This is a genomic window from Halobacillus sp. AWH4_228 (genome assembly GCF_056158365.1).
On sequence record NZ_JBSWTE010000001.1, the window covers coordinates 3,656,248 to 3,672,536 of the forward strand.

Genomic DNA, 16,289 nt, shown 5'->3' on the forward strand with positions numbered 1-16,289 from the left:
CCTCATTCATTTGTTAATTTATCGAATTCCTCTACTACCATTTGTTTATATCCATCTTGTTTTTTATCAGGAAAGGATTCAAATAAATTCAGTAATTCAATTCTAGATAGTGAATATATGTGAGCTACAATTGCATCGATTTGAGCCATTACTAATTCTTTATCTAAAGATAATAAATGAGCATCAAAGTCAAATGCTCTTGTAATTCCATTAAATCTCTCATCATTTTTGTATAGTAGCGCTGTTAACATAGAGATTTTTTCATGTTGATCATTTGATATATTATAAGGTGGCATAGTTAACTGATTTATAAAAAAGATACTAACGTGCCTTTTCACCTTTTTCTTAATAACAAAATCTAATACGTACGAGTTTAATAACCCCGTGTAATAGAAAATTTCCCTAGGGGTAATCAAATTTCTTAATTTAATTAAACTATGTTCTTCGATCAGGGTATATGGAATTGTCACATACAAACTATCTACTGTTACAACTCCTGGTGGTATTAAAGACGCAGTCAACGTCCTGGAGTTACTAGCGTATGATACATCTCTGAAGCCTATTCGATATTCGTCTGCTGGAGCAACTAGCCTCAAAAGCTCCTGATTTATTTTATCTTTATACTTTTCTTTTAATTCAGCTACAGTTATATTCTTCCCAAATGCTAATTCCTTTAACAGACGTTTCTCCTCTTTGCCTCTCCAGAAGTTATCGTAATCGTCCTTAGTAACTTTATAATTAAACTCTTTTTTGGTTATAAAATTTCCTACATGTTTACCCTCTGCAATTCTATATTCACCTTCCTGGGTAAAGAGATGACTATCATCACCAGTATTTAACTCTCTCCTAAATCTAATCGGATGAGATTTTTCCATAAGGGGTTCAAACTGGTGTATCTTTTTAACCAATGAAAATTCACTTTCATTTCTCACTTCAATTAAGCTAAGAGTGTCAGGAGCTACTTTTTTAACTAAATCAATTGGGTAGTCAAATTTTATAGAGTCATCGTAGGCATCTTTAATACTTGTTTTCTCAAAGAAAGCTTTAAAAGGCTTTTTATTCGGTAATTCTTTCGAGAAAGAAACTACTACAAATTTCTCCCCTTTAGCTACCCCTTTAAAGGTCCCTTCTTTATTGGTAAAGCCAAGATATTCTTGCAAGTTACATTCATTTAAAAGAAGATGCCGTAAACCAGTAGAACCCTGATCACCACCTAAAGATGCTGTAAGGACTAAACACACAACACCGTTTTCTTTTGTAAGTTGATAAGCCCTTTCCAAAGATATTTTATATAAATTAGCTACTCCTCGGGTAGTTTCACCATTTATAACCCATTTTTGATAATTAAAATGTCCGCATCTAAGAAAATAATTTGTTCCAGTTGCATATCTTTCTCTTACTTGTTCTTCTTTTTGAGAAATATGTGGATGCTGGGAAAACAAAAGCTTTTCTTTTTGAAGTTTTGCCTGTTTCTTTAATTTACTATAACCAGGTATATATTGTTCGAAAAATTCATTAGGGTTAAATTTCCATGATTCCCAAGGAGGATTTCCTATTGTCACATCAAAGCCACTATCAAGCCATTCCCCATCTTCACTAAAAAAGACTTCAGGAACATTTAATTCTAGAGCCTCGACATGAAGGGTTTCGGCAAAATCTCCTAGCATCTGTCTAGCTGATTCTTTAAACTCAGATTGTAATGCTATACGTACTTGTTCAGCTTCAAAAGCAACCTCTTTACTCCCATTCCTAATACTTTCTCTCAATTTAACTAATTTAGCTATTTTCTTTTTGTATGGGCGAAAAAACTTCTCGCGTTTATCAGAAGGTATAGGAGTTATAAGTGCATTTTGATGAATAAGTGTCAATCCTATAAGTTGCATGAAATTTTCACCATGACGCCAATTACGTAATGCTGACAGTGTTAAAGTTTGTGAAGCGATAATTAATGCCTTGTAATCAATATCAATGCCATAGACCATTCTAGTTAAAATATGCTTCTCCCATTCACATTGGCCTTCGTAGTCCTCTTTTAAGACTGAAAATTTGTCTAATAAGGTTTTGTAATGCTTAGATTTCTTAGTAGTCCTAACAATTGATTCATGACTTTTTGAAAGGTACTGAAAAGCCCCTCGAAGGAAAGAACCCCCACCGCAAGTAATATCTATAACACGCAAGAATAGTACTTCTTGCAGCTTGTTTTCAACAGATGTAAATTGATCTTCTTTCTCAATTGCACTGTTTAAATTGTTTAGCCTTTCACTAAATACTTGTTCAAGACCTTGTTTTACCATGTATTGAACAAGCCTATCGTCCGTATAGTAAGCTCCTTTAGACTTTTGGAGTTGCGTGTCTTCTCCATAAAATACTATTGGGTTTTTATCTTCTCCCCATCTAATCTGAATGGTCCTTGACATAGATTGTTCATATTGATCTTGTAAGAATTTAGGGGATAAATCCTCGTAACGAAAGTTATAATGTTTTGTTGATGTATCTGCCCATAATTTTGGTATTAACTTAGGATACTTTACATTCAATTCGTCCTCTACCTTATTAGAAACCTCTGAGACACTTCCAGCGAATAAGTCTCCTCCATATGCCAATTCGAATTGTTGGCGGATCCGTTTATAAAAAGACACAAGTTCATCCTCTGTACTTTTAAAATCAACTTCAGACGTGATAGCTTCTTCCTCAGGAGAAAATAAAGTAAATTCAAGTTGTTTAGGTTGATATTCTTTATTTACAGCCTTCTTCCATTCATCATCTGTGACATCTTTAAAATAAACTTCCACTAAATGATTTAAAACATCCTCCATCCTACCTTCCCCAACTCCAAGGCCAAGAGTCCGCAAATCTATAGACTCGTTAAATTGCTCAACTCCATGATAGGCTTCAAGAAATCGACGCAGTATCTGACGAAGTACGATTGTGTCGACAACACTTCCTATTACAGCTTTAAAAGAGTCATGTTCAACCATTTCTTCAACTCTATCTTCAGTTATCAGGACGCCAGCATCTGGAGTAACTAGATTTATCAATAAATTACGTAAATCCGGTAGTGATACTATTGCTTCTGCAATTTTCTTTCTATAAAGTTCAATCACATAATTGAATCGAGTTGAGAGTTCCCGTTCGAATAACAAATCTATATCTTTAACTTCATATCCAAGGCCTAAAACATCTTCTTCTAGCTGTATATATTTTCTTGATAGCTTCTCAATAAAATAAGTAGCATAAATACTTACTCTTTGAACAGAATCAATTGAAAGATCAAGACGATCGTCCCGGTTATCTGAAAACATTTTAAATAGGACCATCCTATTTTTACCCACGAACAATGCCAATGGTACGGTGTAAGAAGCACTAATTTCTTTTTGCAACTCCTGTACAAATTTAAACCGTCTCCTTAATTCCCTTACAGATGTAGTGTCATCTAGGTCATCATCACCGATTGCTGCAACAATTGCTTGATCTGTTTGCTCGAAATCTGGGTGCTCCATCATCATCCAAGAGCTAGATGGATTAACTGGGTTCTTAACTAAATTAAATTCTAAGAATTCACTAACCTTTTTTATTCTGCCTTCTTTATCCCCATTTAAGCTATTTAACAAGGAAATTACTTCTGCTTTGTGTTTTTCCATCCTAAATCTCCTATCTAATATATATACTTTTATTATGCCTTGATAATGGCTTTTAGTAAAATAACCACACAAACTAACTTGTATTGGAAATTTTCACCCCATAAACACTTTTCTGTATTAATTAATAAAAATTTAGTTTTGGTATTCATCGAGAAATATTAATGTATTGATCATATAACTGTACTTTCTGTTGTATCAAACTATTTTTAAGCTCTTCATTCCAATCTTTAGACTTAGGTAAATCAATTCTAGAATATTTCTCTGTTAGTAAAGGTGTATACTTATTAGTGAAATCATTTCCGGATTTATCATTATCAGTACAGAAGGTTATACGTTTAACTGAGTTCCCTTCCCTCCCCATTCGTTTAATCTCATCAATCATAGTCTGTCGCTTAAGCCCAGACATGGAGACTAAGCGAGTATCTTGAAGCTCCTCTTTCTTAATACTCCAATACGATAGTGCATCAATTGGGCTTTCAAAAAGGTATATGGAATTAGGCTTTCCAATATCAACCGAAAATCCAGCCGAACCATGGCTGTTCCTATCAATCCCTTTAAACATTCGTCCATCTTTCATAGGAGAAGTACCTTGTCGATCTGCCCCTACGATCTCTCCCTGCTGCTTCCACTTAAACACCACATTTCCGAGCTTGTCCTGTGCAATTAAGTCTTTATTATCTAGCCAATTCACAATCTTAGGGTGAATCTTCCGTTCATTCGTTAAATAATCTTTAGCCTTTGTCCTATCGTTCACTTCATAATGAGAAGGATATTGATAAGGCTCCTTAGGCTTTTGCTCTTGGACATTGTCTTTCACTTTATAACCTTGCGCATTCAGATCCAGAACAGCTTCCGGAAAGCTCATGCCATAAAACATTTTGGCAAAGTTAATGACTCCAGCTCCCTTTTCGTCTCTAGAATTCCAGGCGTACATTTGATCTTTGATTACTAAGCTGTCATGCACTTGATGTCGATAGTACCTCCCCTCTTTCTTCAACGGTTCTCCTTTACGCTCAAGATAATCTATGAGATCCACATTACGAGCGACCTCCACTTGGTCCGCGCTTACATGTTTGGCCATGCAGCACTTCCTCCTCTCTAAGATTAGATATAAAAAAAGACAGGGAGGAAAACCCCCTGCCTATCGTTCAACCTCAACTTTTTCTTTTTGCTTTTCCTTCTGCTGAAAACCCTCCTTATTCCCCTTTCCAATCTTTTTTTCCGAAGTGGTGCTTTCTTTCTCTTCATAGAACTCTCGGTCTAGCTTACTTTCGATTTGAGATAGTCGTTGCTCTCCACGATCCGTCAAAGGTAGTTCTTTTAATTCTTGAAGAGATTCCTTTTTAATTTGGTACACCTCTTCTTTACTGTGAGTCTCTTGAAAAGCACGCATCTGATTCAAACGTTCTTGTCGGTCTGAGTTTTCTTCTTTATCTAATTCTTTTCCGACTGTCGGTTCAATAAAGTTCATGAGCTCCTTTTTATAAGCGTCTTTGAAATTTTGAGGAGAATATTCCTCTTTGGCCTTTTCTTCCTTACCAAAAGGTCCGCTATCCTTCTCAGCCTTGCTCACCTGGCTTCTGTACATCTCCCGAAGCTTTTCTGAAGGTAAAATCTCTCTTTCTTGTTTCCCCTCTTCCATTTCATGTTTTTGTTCTCTAACACTCATATCTTTCTCCCCTTCCTTTTCTTGACCCATAGATTCTTCAATGGTTGTAATGAATTCTTTAGCGGTTACCTGAACTTCTTTTAATAAGCTTTCGTGGTCTTTAAATTCATGGTCCTTAGTCCAGTGATGCAGATAATCTAACGAGTAGTCACTGGTATCAATATTGAAATAAGAAGCAACCGTATAAGCTGTCATTTCTGCTTGAAATTCTTTCTCCGGTTTGGTGTAGTCATTCATGTTTTCTTTTGTATGAAGCTTGGCATGAGTTAGTTCATGCAACAGAGTCTTTGTATCTTGTCGCTCAGAGTTACGCGGATTAAGAGCTACTTCATCTCGCCCGGTGTAACTTACTCCTTTAGCTGCCCCTAACTCTTCATAAGGCTTCACAATTTGAATGTTATTTTTATCGGCTATAGCCTCCATTCCTTGTCGAAGCTGGCTGTAGTTTTCAATCTCCCCATCGATCCATTTATTAGGAAAGATTTGAGGTAGATCTTTTTGAGTCGCAGACGTTTGTGCTATATCAAAAACACTTCCTGTAGAATAAACAAGACGGCCATCTCGTTTGTCGAGTTGACCGTCTATGACTTGTTGCTTTTCTGTTTTCGTTGCATATTTTAAAGGTTTCCATTCGCCCTCTTTATCTTGAAACTGCTTACCTAATCGGTTAGGCACGAGAACCTTTAGACTTTTTTCTCCTTTGTTTACGGAGAACCCTTTGTCTTTCCAGAAGGCGTAAGACCCTACAGCTTCGGCTCCTGGAAACTGTGAATCAATGAGTGCTGTATTACGTGGAGAATACCGATGGAACTTCCCCATAAAGTCTAGATACTCTTTCATTTGTTCAGGAGAATGAAAGTGGTTTGAAATACTTTTTTCCATCCCCTCAGTCAGTCGATCGATCTCCTCTTTAACCTTTTCCGGTGACTTCTGTTTATAGGAATGTTTAGTCTTCGCCATGATCGTCAGCTCCCTCACTGATGTTCATGAGTTCTTCCATTTCTTCCTCATCGTAAGTTGGTTCTGTGTTTAATATCAGTTCCTTTGTTTTCTTATGAAATGGAATGAGTAGGTTCTCTTGATTCACTAAATGCTGCTCAAGATCATCCATTTCCTCATCACTTAACGTTAAGGTATACTCCTCCCGGCCCACGTCCATCACGAGCAGATTATTTTCGCTTAACCGCTTAAACACACCTACTTCATAATCGCTATTAAATAAAAGCATATCCTCACTCCTTTGTTGAATAATTCCTCATTTATACCATTAGCTTGATGCTGGTTGAGTCTCTGTTGTGCTTATTCTCTTCTGACGCTGATGACTGATCCTTTCTTCCACCGCTTGTTTCGCATCCTTCATTGCTTGGCTTTCAAAGATTGGCGTGGTAACACAACTATCTAAGTTCTGATCCATCGCAAAACCGTTCATTAATTCTAGAAGGACTTGTGTATTTTTATCGCTTCGATTGGCTGCTAACCGCAACCGTTTCATCTCTTCAGAAAACACGTCTTGAAAATGTTGAGCCATCAAACTCATGAGATATTCTTGTGATTGTTCCTTCGCATTCTGTGCTTCCCACTCTTCAATCATTCGATCTAAAGCTTCACCAGGATAACGAATATGGTGTTGTTCCTGATACTCTTTAATTAACGCAATTGTCTCTTCATGCAACGTGACATTTTGACGTTTTCTCATTCATGGCCCCCTACCTTTCTCTTTCGATTTTTCGTTCCAACTTCTGGTGATCCAAGTCATTGATAAACTGATCATACGTTTGTCCCATCGAACGTTGAATGCTTCTCAAGGAACGTTGCAATTGAATTCCTGAAGGCATGGACTTATAAGAGACATTTGTATTGGTAGTTTGTCTAGGATACTGCTGGTTATCGTACCGTTTCATTTCTTGCAAGAACGCATTGCCCAATCGTTTATAGAGATCATCCAACTTGTTTTGTTTATAATGTTGATAGCGTTTCTTATCCTTCGGTCCATCCCCATAAGCCTGTTTTAATTCTTTCACTTCTTGATCCAATTTATCATGCAGCTGCTTCATATCTTTGCCATGATACTTATCTAAATATCTTGTCGCTAGTTCATCTATTTTCGGTCGAATAGGATTAAGCGTTTGATAGCCATAGTGCCACTGTCGCTTATCCTTTGGCAAGTGATTATATACGTTGAGGAACAAAGGTTTCATTTCTCTATTGCTCCATTTCATGCTGCTATTATCCTTCTTTTCATTCACCATATGGTCACGGATCAACGAGTTAATTTGATTTCGTTCTTGCGTTCGATCTAATAATCCATTCACGAATTCACTTTTCATCGCGTCTAGCGTTTTCGGCTTTCGCTTTCCACGTTCACGAGTCGGATTTGGTTCGACGGTGGCCACATGAATGTGAATGTTATCAGTGTTATAGTGAATAGCCGCTGACCAGACAGCACTCTCTTGTAATCCTTCTTTTCTCATCATAGACTGCATCGATTTCCGTGTTACTTGCTTCAAAGCATCTTCATCTAAGGTGTGTGTCTTTGAATCATAAACGCCTCGGTTTTGAAGCCAATCGTTATCAAAGGTAATGACGTCCTGCCACATGATACTGTTCTTCTTTTGAGCTTGTTCAAACAAAGATTTAATGCCCTGCTTTCCTTCCACCGATAAATGGTCCGACTGCTGAGTAAACAAAGCAGATGTTTTATCTGGATCGTCCATATAGTGATTATATAAACTAAACATGGACCGATGAGCGTCCCCTTTTCCTTTGGCCTCTTCCCGATCCACATACTGTACATAATCTTGGAATCCTTTTTTATTCGCGGTCACGAATTTTGTTTTTAAAACCACCCCAGGCGTTACGGTTTCACTCATGCTTCTTCACCTGGTTCTTCTATCTGCAAGAGATCGTTCATTTCTCGTATCGCTGTATAACAATGAGCCATCGTTTGGATGTTTCGATCGACTAACTGCTGCAGTCTTTGTTCACGCTTGTTCTCTTCTCGAAAGACAGCTAACTGATGCAACTGAGCATGTAAAAACTCTTGCCGACTTAATCCTTTTTCTTCCGCAAGTTCGTCAATTCGTTGAACAGTTTTTGGATCCATATAACGAATTCTTACTTCCATTACAATCACTCCTTTTGATGAAGTCCCTGAAACTAGTGAATAAAGAGAAGAGCATAAGGGGTTTTTGTTCCCACTTGACGTGTGAATCCCGGCAGAGCCGGGCAAAACGAGGGAACAAGAAAATCTCCAGATGTGCGGTCGCTGTGCGGCTAAAACAGGAACATCCATTCGTGTTTTCACCTTGGTGTGTGGTCCCTGCACAGGAGATGTGTGGACCCTGTGTTGACCTCTACCACAACCTACGCCCCTTTTTAGTTCGAAATCATCTCTCGTTTTTCTTCTAACATCCCAATCTTTTCAACGATGGTTTGGATGGTTAGTTCATGTTCAGCTGCCTCTTTATTGATCTGATCTTTTTCATTTTCTAGGTGATTAATTCTAGCCTCTGTATTCTTTTTCTCTTCCTCCGTTTCGTAAAGAAGCTCTGATTCTAATTCAACGATTTTTTGATCAACTTCTTTGATTCGTTCATCGATGGTTTGAATACTTGCCTTCTTCTCTTTTATTGTTTCTTTAGCCTCTTCGATCTCTTCAGATACAGCAGCAACTTCATATTCTTGCTCCGTTAAAATGTTTAATTGTTTGTCCATTTCCACTTTACGTTGATCTGTATAAATACGTGCCAGCTCTTTCTTTTCCTCACCCCCTTTCAGGGAATTTTGATCATTCTTTTCAGGAAATAGCATGGCGTTTTCTTCCTTAATAACATCGAGTGCCATGACATCAAAGGAAGGACTTACCTGGTGGATACTAATGACATATCTGCTTTCATCGTTGTACTCTACGTGCGTTGGAAGATCGCGTTTTGGATGCTCTTTTTCCTGAGCCGTAAAGCTCAAGGATTCATCTAATAATGCTGATGATTTATTGATGTTTATGGTGACAACCATCAGCTTTTTCGTTGGATTATAAACCCAGTCCTTAATCGTAAGTTCACCTGATCCTTGTAAGTTCAGAGGTTCATTGACAGGCGTTTGTTGAACTTTACTCTGATCTTCATCACCAAATATAAAACCAGAAAACAAGAAAAAAAGAAGCGCCATAGCCATGACGCTTAGTCCAATAAGATATTTTTTTGAGGTTCCTTCCGTGATGTGTTTCGTTTGTTTCTTCATGAATAGCCCTCCTCTTCGACGTCTTCAAAATCTGTTATCATCCAGTGCCCTTCTTCTCTATGAGCATTTATTCTGAGAAACACAGGAGACACCTGTTTTTGATCACTCTGCAAAGAATAGAGTGTGTGTTTAAACTTAACTAATACGCTAGCTTGATTGTTTGTGAGATTGCCTGTTTTGATGAATATTTCTACTTCATCCACCTCCGTTTTCCTGTCTCCTTTATAGGTCTCTGTAGGAAAGAAGGTTGAAGCTAAATCGTTGCTCATCACCTTGTGAGCTTCTTTTTTCCTTTCTTGATAGGTCCCTTTATCCTGTTTAAAAGCAACCTCTATAAACGTAGAAACCTGCTTCACTAAAGCGTCATATCTCGCTTGAATGTCAGCAGGTTCCTGTTGTTGTAACATCTCTTTTAATTCAGTTTTTTCTTCCATAGTCTTTTCGTTTTTCACTTTTAATTGATGCAAGCTTTCCTGTAGATCATCACTCGATGCTGTGCGTGCAGCATATATATTAACCAATGTGAGAACGATTAACAGAACGACAAACAGGCCAAAAAGAACACGTCTATTCATCAACTTTCCCCTTTCTTAAAGTCCAAGATATGGGGCAGGATTTACGTCAGAACGATACTGTTTTTTGGTCCTAACTTCGAAATGTAGATGGGGACCTGTTGAGTTTCCTGTCGAACCACACTTGCCTACTTTTGTTCCTTTTTGAATCATCTCCCCGTTTTGTACACTTATCGTGTACAAATGAGCATAGTGACTATAAAGTCCCTCTTCATGTTTCACAAGTACGTTATTTCCATAACCAGAGTTTTTTCTTACCACATCAACCACTTGACCGTTATCTACGCTTTGAATAGGCGTTACGGCGTTCGTACAAGCAAAATCAATACCTCTATGCATGTCCGGTGTTCCATCAAAAGGATCTGAGCGCATGCCGTAATCAGATGTTTGTGTGAGTGCTCCTTCAACGGGCATAACCCAATCTCCCGTTGGTTGTAAATCTGCTTCAATAACTCCGCCTTTAAGGTAACTTAAAACGGCCTCAACATAACCTATATCCCCATAACAAGCTCCTGTTTCTGCCGACTCAGGTCGAATGCAGGAATACATGCCTGTATGCTTCAATTCCTGGTACTTCATTATTGAAAATTCGATCGCTAACTCTTTGCTGTATTCTCCATTGTTGTGTTCGTTTGCGTAATCAATGAACCCTCCACCGAAGTTATAAGCTTGGAGGGTTAGCTTAATATCTCCCCCTGCTTTCTCCAGCATCTCAGAGAAGTATCGGATCCCGACATTAATACTTCTTTCGGGATCCTCTATCGTGTTTGGAGGTAGACCGAGTGACTCACTTGCTTGCATCACATCATCCAGACGTCCACCCGATTCCTGCATCGTTTTGGCCAAGAGAAGCTCCACATACTTGGACACCCCATACTTTTCAGCATATTCTTCAAACAGAGGACGGTACTCTTCTAGTGCAGCTGAAATTTGCGCTGTTCCATTTACCACATCAACGGACCTCACATCCTCACTAGAGGAAGACTTTTCATATCCGATCAACCCTGTAATGACGGAAGCATACAAAAGCATTTGTAGAAGGAAAAGAGCTACCAGAATACCAATTAACCAAAGCCATACTTTCCGAGGGACTAACCCCAGAAGAAGGGACCAAGGCATCCTTATGCACCTCCTCCAAACAAGGCTAATTCTTCGTCCGAAACCTCCACCTTGAAACGAATGTTTTCAACCGCACGGATGCTTAACATCGTCTCCCCTGTTTGTAGGTAAGGGATATCTTTTAATTCACTTTGGCTTAATTGCCCCATGAATATTTGCTGCATCATCTCTAAGTTGTTACTATCCTGCTGCATAATAATCTTGTATTGTGTCAGTTCAAAAAGCTTCTTAATTTCCTCTACCATACTTTGATCCGAACCCTCAGGAACAAAATCACGAATGGTGTGACTGGCATAGAGGAGAGCACCAAAATACTTCCTGGCCTCTCGGCTAAACTTTGTAAGAAAATCTAGAGCACTCTCACTTTTCTTCTTTGTATTAATGATGTGGTGAGCTTCATCCATCAAGATGAGATAGCGTACAGCGTCTTCAAAAGCTAATTCTCCTCGATTATAGGCATCAAACTGAGGTGAACCGTTCGTTAGCATGGAGTCCCATAGGAGGTTGAGTACATTAAACAATTGCGCTTGGAAAACCTCTGCCCTCATTTGCGATAGGCCCCTAAGGGTAAAAGTAACGACCTGTTGCTCATCAAAGTGTTCGATGGTTGATACTCCATTGAAGAGATGCGCGTAAGTCTCTACAAGGTTACGTATGTTTAATTCGATGCTTTCCAGGCGTCGTTTCCTTTCCTGACTCAACTTCTCTTTTTGCTTCCCTTCCTTGATATTTTCATAGAGTTGTTCTTCTATAAAGGCAAGAAAATCGGTAAAGATAGGGTACTCATGGACAGAAAGTTCGGTTATATTTGATTTTGAATCATCGTTCCATAAGCCAAGCTTTTCATAGAGCTTTCTTAATAGATTTTCATATTCTTTCAATTCACTATCATTCGCTTCAGGTGCTAAGAATTTATAGAATGTTGTCAATTTGGATAAATGCTGAGTAAAGGACGTATATTCGTCCTCTGCCGTTCGATACACCTGCAAAGGATTGATGACCCCATCTGAACCATCGAGAGCAATCTGCTTCCCACCTAAGGCTTCCGTTAACTCCACAAATTCTCCTGTGACATCAAACGTCCGGACCTTATATCCTTTAATCGCATTATCCAGCATGATTTTCTTAAGCGTGGTAGATTTCCCTGCGCCCATCGCTCCGACCATGACTCCGTTATAACTCTTACGCTGCTGATCTCTATGAAAAAGATCAAAGACGACGTTTCCTCCGGTAAGTGTCGTTCCATAGAATGTACCGTAAGGATCATTTAAGCTAGTAAAATGAAAAGGAAAGCCACCTGCTAACCCTAGTGCGGGTATCGGGTGACCTTCCCTCTTGTTTCGATAAGTGGATTGTTCTGTATAATTCGTGAGTAGTGATCTCCATTCAAATTCCTGTTCGTTTAAGAAGATGGATCCTCGAAAATTTTCGTCCTGTAAAGTCGATAAGACAACTTTCACTTTGTCTTCCAGCTCTTCTCTTGTTGGTGCACTTACATAATGCCTAAGATGAACACGCTTTATGATTTCTCCTTCTTCAGAGACCTGATTATATAGCTGCCGCAAATCATCGTAGTTATTTTGCGCTTCAATAATGCCTGCATTATCTTTTTCATTAATCATTCTGGAACTCTGTTCAGCCATCCCTTTGTTTAATCCATCTCGAACTTTGTAACGATCGTCAGAGACAATATCCATCGTAGTAATGACATTCTCCATATTGAAAATAGGCTCTAACCAAAAGTCTGAAACATTTTTAGGGAAGGAATAGACATGGACACAAACTTCATAACCATCTCCTTTCCGGGTAAAGGTTTCGTGAAATTTAATTCCTCCTTGCGGTTGGATATGGGCCAGTAAGAAAGGGTTATATCCTTTTTCTTGTGTTTCTTCGGCATCACTTTTCTTTTTTAGAAATGAAAACATTCCTTAACCCCTCTTTTCTAATTTAGAATTTTGATTGTATAGCTTATAGAGCAAATCAATCTTCTTTTCATCGGTTAACTCAATGACCGGAGCGACTCGTCCAAGATAACGCCGACAATTGTTTCTATACTCAGCAAGCTGCTTAAGGCTAGTCGCGTAAATATATAAATAAAATTCTCTATTCGTCCGGTAGGTCTCTAAAAAATGCAGCTCCTCTCTTTTTCTAATTAAAAAGCGCTCATAGATAGGCGCTTTGTTTTGAGCAATCTTGTAATTAATCGCATCCAGTTGTTTTTTCATATTAACCGGAAAATTCATAGATACGATCTTGATATCCGGCGCGTATGATTGAAAGAACTTAGCCATCTTCATGATGTCGTATTCGGTTTCCTGGGTAGATGGAGAATAAATATCCTTACTCTGAAGTTGTACCACGTCCATATAGCCCCCATCTCCTTTTAATTGAAAGGATCCTTCCTCGGTCATGTCCTGAATGGGAAGAATCTCAGCTATGGATGGAATGGCCATCTCTCTCTTTTTATTTTTAGCGTTCGACCTTTGCAGCTTCTTGTTTTTCTCAGTAGTTTTTCGTTCATCAAAAAGAGCCATTTTTTCGGAACTGTCTTCTTTAAAGAAAGGGTGGTCTTTCTTATTCTTCTTCATTTAAAGTCCTCCCTCACTTTTCTTTCCTGCTACTTCATGAATCAGGTCAAAAAATACGCCGACCGTCTCATGCTCCCATCCAGACAACCAACGAATCTTCCGTGCTTCTATTTTTGTTAAGTCTCGCCCAATCTGTTCATCAAGAAGCGCCTTAAACTTTTGAAACGCATATTCTTCATCATTTAACTCTTCAAATTTAATCACCATCCCTACCATCCTCCCTTTCTTTTTTATCAATGGCACAATAAGCAATTCGGTCCCTTGTGACAGCTAAGAATAAGGCTTTGACCATACGAAGTTTAGGATTCGTTTTGGGTCGGATCAACCAAGCAACCATCAATATGATCCAAAAAATCGCATAGTACCAAACGAATGAAGAATGAACGACATATCGGAATGTAAAGCCTATGCCGCCTAAGATGAGTACCACAAGTAAGTCTGTAAGATAAAATAGACGGTTGATCTTCAACTCACTTCCAATTTCGGATGGTATCTTGTATTGCAATAAAAACACTCCTTCATAACAAAACGCGGACCAAGTTAAGACTCAGGCCCGCGTTTCTTAATTTTATTTATCCAGTTCTCCGTAGTGTTTCGAGATAAGTTATACGTCCGTTTTGCACTTCGAACCTTAGGATTATTAGTGAATCGCTCCCCCATTCGATCTTTCATATATCCTCCTAAAGTTCGCTGCTCTGTTCTATATTGATTCGGCATAGGAATATCATCTGTACTTTGTGGAGCTTTTGTATCTGATGTTTCTGTTTTTGTGCTTGCAGCTATTTGGTTTGTCTCTTCCTTAGGTTCATTATCGTTTGCATCTAAACGTGCGCTTCCTGTTTCACTACTACCTATATCTTTCTCTTGTTTTTTATCTTTCTTAGGTTGAGTATATATAGGTTGCTCATTGCTTTGGTTCGATGACGGTACGTCCAATCCTCCTGGGGAATCTTCTTTTGTAGTGTTCATAGAGGACTCTTTCTGAGAAGAAGGATGGGACTGACCCTGAGTTTCAAAGCTGGATGAACGATTTCCTGCCTCCGGACTTCTAACTTCTTTTCCTCCCAACGAACCTTTTTGCCCTTCCTGATTGAATCTCATTGGACTTGGCTCTTGTTTTTTTCTATTTCCTTGACTTCTATTTTCTTCAGTTGATGATGAATCACTTTTTCCATTTGTCTTAGATTTCCTCTCATCTTTGCGTCCATAGATACCAGCGACCGCACCAGCTGTCCCGGCACCTGTATTCATCAAGGCTGATACACCACCACTTGTAATAGCTCCTGCAGCTTTCTTCACGGGAGGTCCGAGTGTTTTAGAAGCTAGGTAACCACCCATCGCCACATGCCAGGCATTTTTCAATCCAGCATCAATTCCAAAGAGTTTTTGCACGATATTAGGACCATCAATGACAGCCAAACTTCCTGCAATTAAAGCAATCAGATACCCTAGTCCTTCAAGGTTATTATTTATAAAAGTTGTGTAATACATATACACACGAAGACTTAAGAAAATCATGATAAGCGAAGCAAAAATGCTTCCAATATTCTTAATGATCGCTTTCAATCGCTGGCCCGTCGAAATATCTGCATAGGCCATGATTAAGGCCACGATATGATTAAAGCCAAGCTCAAAACAGAGCTTGGCTACTTTAATCGATATTAATATCATGGTAAAAGCCATAACGGAAAGAGTTACGATGGCAGTAAACCAATCTACATGCCACCTGTAATAATTTTCTGGAAGGAAATCAAACAGACCACTTTTTCCTAACTCAACAAGCCCTTCTTCGCCATTTGATTCTAATCCTACCTTATTCATTAAAATTTCTTTCCCTTTAGATGTCAGTTGGTCACCATTTGCTTTTTCGAATTCCTTAGTCATCATCTCATTTATAGAAATTTTATCAATATTACTAGGAGCAACATGGTGCCGGTTTTCTACTTCTGGATTTTCCCATCCATATTCATCATAAACAGAAATATCTGTAATATGGTCTTCCATTACACGATCAGAGGTGGTAAAAGAATCTGTTTGTACTTTCGCTACTTCCATTGCATCTCCAGTAAATTCATTTACTTCCCCCATTCCAAAAGACAGAAGGGTAATCGTCATGATGGATATAAATAGGTTCATTGGAATGTCAGATCGATTCTTTTCTTTATTAAAGATTAATCGAAACCCGATCATTCCCAATGAGAGGGCCAGTAGAATATAGAGAACAGGCTGGATGGTTTCTAGAAAGTTAGTCACAGGTTCGCTCAAAAAGAAGTCCGTTAAGGTTAAGACCTGATCAACCATTCCTTCTAAACCATCAACAATCATTTTCAAGAATAATATCGTTCCCCACCCTACGATCCTTAACCCAGATGTAAAGATATTATTCGTTGATAAGACTTCGGAAAATCTTATCAATATCTCTAACAACTCTTCATCGGACACTCCATCACCACCTTTACTA

15 protein-coding genes are annotated in these 16,289 nt (G+C 38.6%); all 15 read right to left on the minus strand.

What is annotated here, in order from left to right; translation table 11 throughout:
- Positions 1-2: 2 nt before the first annotated feature.
- The 15 genes from ACXADP_RS18780 to ACXADP_RS18850 all read right to left on the minus strand — a co-directional run bounded on the left by ACXADP_RS18780 (position 3) and on the right by ACXADP_RS18850 (position 16,270).
- Positions 3-3,641: an Eco57I restriction-modification methylase domain-containing protein gene (locus ACXADP_RS18780; protein ID WP_474972190.1), complete on the minus strand. Its 3,639-nt coding sequence runs from the start codon at positions 3,639-3,641 to the stop codon at positions 3-5.
- Between the two features lie 145 nt (positions 3,642-3,786).
- A complete protein-coding gene (locus ACXADP_RS18785) occupies positions 3,787-4,722 on the minus strand; it encodes a toprim domain-containing protein (protein ID WP_474972191.1) in 936 nt (311 codons plus the stop codon).
- Positions 4,723-4,782: 60 nt separating this feature from the next.
- Complete coding sequence (locus tag ACXADP_RS18790) at positions 4,783-6,270, minus strand: ImmA/IrrE family metallo-endopeptidase (protein ID WP_474972192.1); 1,488 nt, start codon at positions 6,268-6,270, stop codon at positions 4,783-4,785.
- Complete coding sequence (locus tag ACXADP_RS18795; RefSeq protein WP_474972193.1) at positions 6,257-6,538, minus strand: hypothetical protein; 282 nt, start codon at positions 6,536-6,538, stop codon at positions 6,257-6,259. The genes ACXADP_RS18790 and ACXADP_RS18795 overlap by 14 nt, the downstream gene beginning before the upstream one ends.
- A gap of 39 nt (positions 6,539-6,577) precedes the next feature.
- Positions 6,578-7,006 carry a hypothetical protein gene (locus ACXADP_RS18800; protein ID WP_474972194.1) on the minus strand — a complete coding sequence of 143 codons (429 nt, stop codon included), beginning with the start codon at positions 7,004-7,006 and terminating at the stop codon, positions 6,578-6,580.
- 10 nt (positions 7,007-7,016) lie between these two features.
- Complete coding sequence (gene mobP2 / locus ACXADP_RS18805; RefSeq protein WP_474972195.1) at positions 7,017-8,180, minus strand: MobP2 family relaxase; 1,164 nt, start codon at positions 8,178-8,180, stop codon at positions 7,017-7,019.
- Positions 8,177-8,434 (minus strand): hypothetical protein, encoded by a 258-nt coding sequence (locus tag ACXADP_RS18810; RefSeq protein ID WP_474972196.1) that lies wholly within the window; start codon positions 8,432-8,434, stop codon positions 8,177-8,179. The genes mobP2 and ACXADP_RS18810 overlap by 4 nt, the downstream gene beginning before the upstream one ends.
- A gap of 251 nt (positions 8,435-8,685) precedes the next feature.
- Positions 8,686-9,549, minus strand: a complete 864-nt coding sequence (locus ACXADP_RS18815) for a hypothetical protein (protein ID WP_474972197.1) — start codon at positions 9,547-9,549, stop codon at positions 8,686-8,688.
- Positions 9,546-10,124, minus strand: coding sequence for a hypothetical protein (locus tag ACXADP_RS18820; protein WP_474972198.1), 579 nt, complete (start codon positions 10,122-10,124; stop codon positions 9,546-9,548). Before ACXADP_RS18820 ends, ACXADP_RS18815 begins: the two co-directional genes overlap by 4 nt.
- 15 nt (positions 10,125-10,139) lie before the next feature.
- Positions 10,140-11,240 (minus strand): lysozyme family protein, encoded by a 1,101-nt coding sequence (locus ACXADP_RS18825; RefSeq protein WP_474972199.1) that lies wholly within the window; start codon positions 11,238-11,240, stop codon positions 10,140-10,142.
- Between the two features lie 2 nt (positions 11,241-11,242).
- Positions 11,243-13,165: a VirB4 family type IV secretion system protein gene (locus ACXADP_RS18830; protein ID WP_474972200.1), complete on the minus strand. Its 1,923-nt coding sequence runs from the start codon at positions 13,163-13,165 to the stop codon at positions 11,243-11,245.
- A gap of 3 nt (positions 13,166-13,168) precedes the next feature.
- A complete protein-coding gene (locus ACXADP_RS18835; protein ID WP_474972201.1) occupies positions 13,169-13,828 on the minus strand; it encodes a hypothetical protein in 660 nt (219 codons plus the stop codon).
- Positions 13,829-14,035 (minus strand): hypothetical protein, encoded by a 207-nt coding sequence (locus ACXADP_RS18840; RefSeq protein ID WP_474972202.1) that lies wholly within the window; start codon positions 14,033-14,035, stop codon positions 13,829-13,831.
- On the minus strand, positions 14,025-14,342 hold the full coding sequence (locus ACXADP_RS18845; RefSeq protein WP_474972203.1) for a DUF5592 family protein: 318 nt from the start codon (positions 14,340-14,342) through the stop codon (positions 14,025-14,027). Before ACXADP_RS18845 ends, ACXADP_RS18840 begins: the two co-directional genes overlap by 11 nt.
- Before the next feature lie 26 nt (positions 14,343-14,368).
- Complete coding sequence (locus ACXADP_RS18850) at positions 14,369-16,270, minus strand: pLS20_p028 family conjugation system transmembrane protein (protein WP_474972204.1); 1,902 nt, start codon at positions 16,268-16,270, stop codon at positions 14,369-14,371.
- Positions 16,271-16,289 lie beyond the last annotated feature (19 nt).

Coding starts and splice junctions, on each gene's coding strand:
- ACXADP_RS18780 (WP_474972190.1), bottom strand. CDS start 3,641: ATGGAAAAACACAAAGCAGAAGTAATTTCCTTGTTAAATAGCTTAAAT.
- ACXADP_RS18785 (WP_474972191.1), bottom strand. CDS start 4,722: ATGGCCAAACATGTAAGCGCGGACCAAGTGGAGGTCGCTCGTAATGTG.
- ACXADP_RS18790 (WP_474972192.1), bottom strand. CDS start 6,270: ATGGCGAAGACTAAACATTCCTATAAACAGAAGTCACCGGAAAAGGTT.
- ACXADP_RS18795 (WP_474972193.1), bottom strand. CDS start 6,538: ATGCTTTTATTTAATAGCGATTATGAAGTAGGTGTGTTTAAGCGGTTA.
- ACXADP_RS18800 (WP_474972194.1), bottom strand. CDS start 7,006: ATGAGAAAACGTCAAAATGTCACGTTGCATGAAGAGACAATTGCGTTA.
- mobP2 (WP_474972195.1), bottom strand. CDS start 8,180: ATGAGTGAAACCGTAACGCCTGGGGTGGTTTTAAAAACAAAATTCGTG.
- ACXADP_RS18810 (WP_474972196.1), bottom strand. CDS start 8,434: ATGGAAGTAAGAATTCGTTATATGGATCCAAAAACTGTTCAACGAATT.
- ACXADP_RS18815 (WP_474972197.1), bottom strand. CDS start 9,549: ATGAAGAAACAAACGAAACACATCACGGAAGGAACCTCAAAAAAATAT.
- ACXADP_RS18820 (WP_474972198.1), bottom strand. CDS start 10,124: ATGAATAGACGTGTTCTTTTTGGCCTGTTTGTCGTTCTGTTAATCGTT.
- ACXADP_RS18825 (WP_474972199.1), bottom strand. CDS start 11,240: ATGCCTTGGTCCCTTCTTCTGGGGTTAGTCCCTCGGAAAGTATGGCTT.
- ACXADP_RS18830 (WP_474972200.1), bottom strand. CDS start 13,165: ATGTTTTCATTTCTAAAAAAGAAAAGTGATGCCGAAGAAACACAAGAA.
- ACXADP_RS18835 (WP_474972201.1), bottom strand. CDS start 13,828: ATGAAGAAGAATAAGAAAGACCACCCTTTCTTTAAAGAAGACAGTTCC.
- ACXADP_RS18840 (WP_474972202.1), bottom strand. CDS start 14,035: ATGGTGATTAAATTTGAAGAGTTAAATGATGAAGAATATGCGTTTCAA.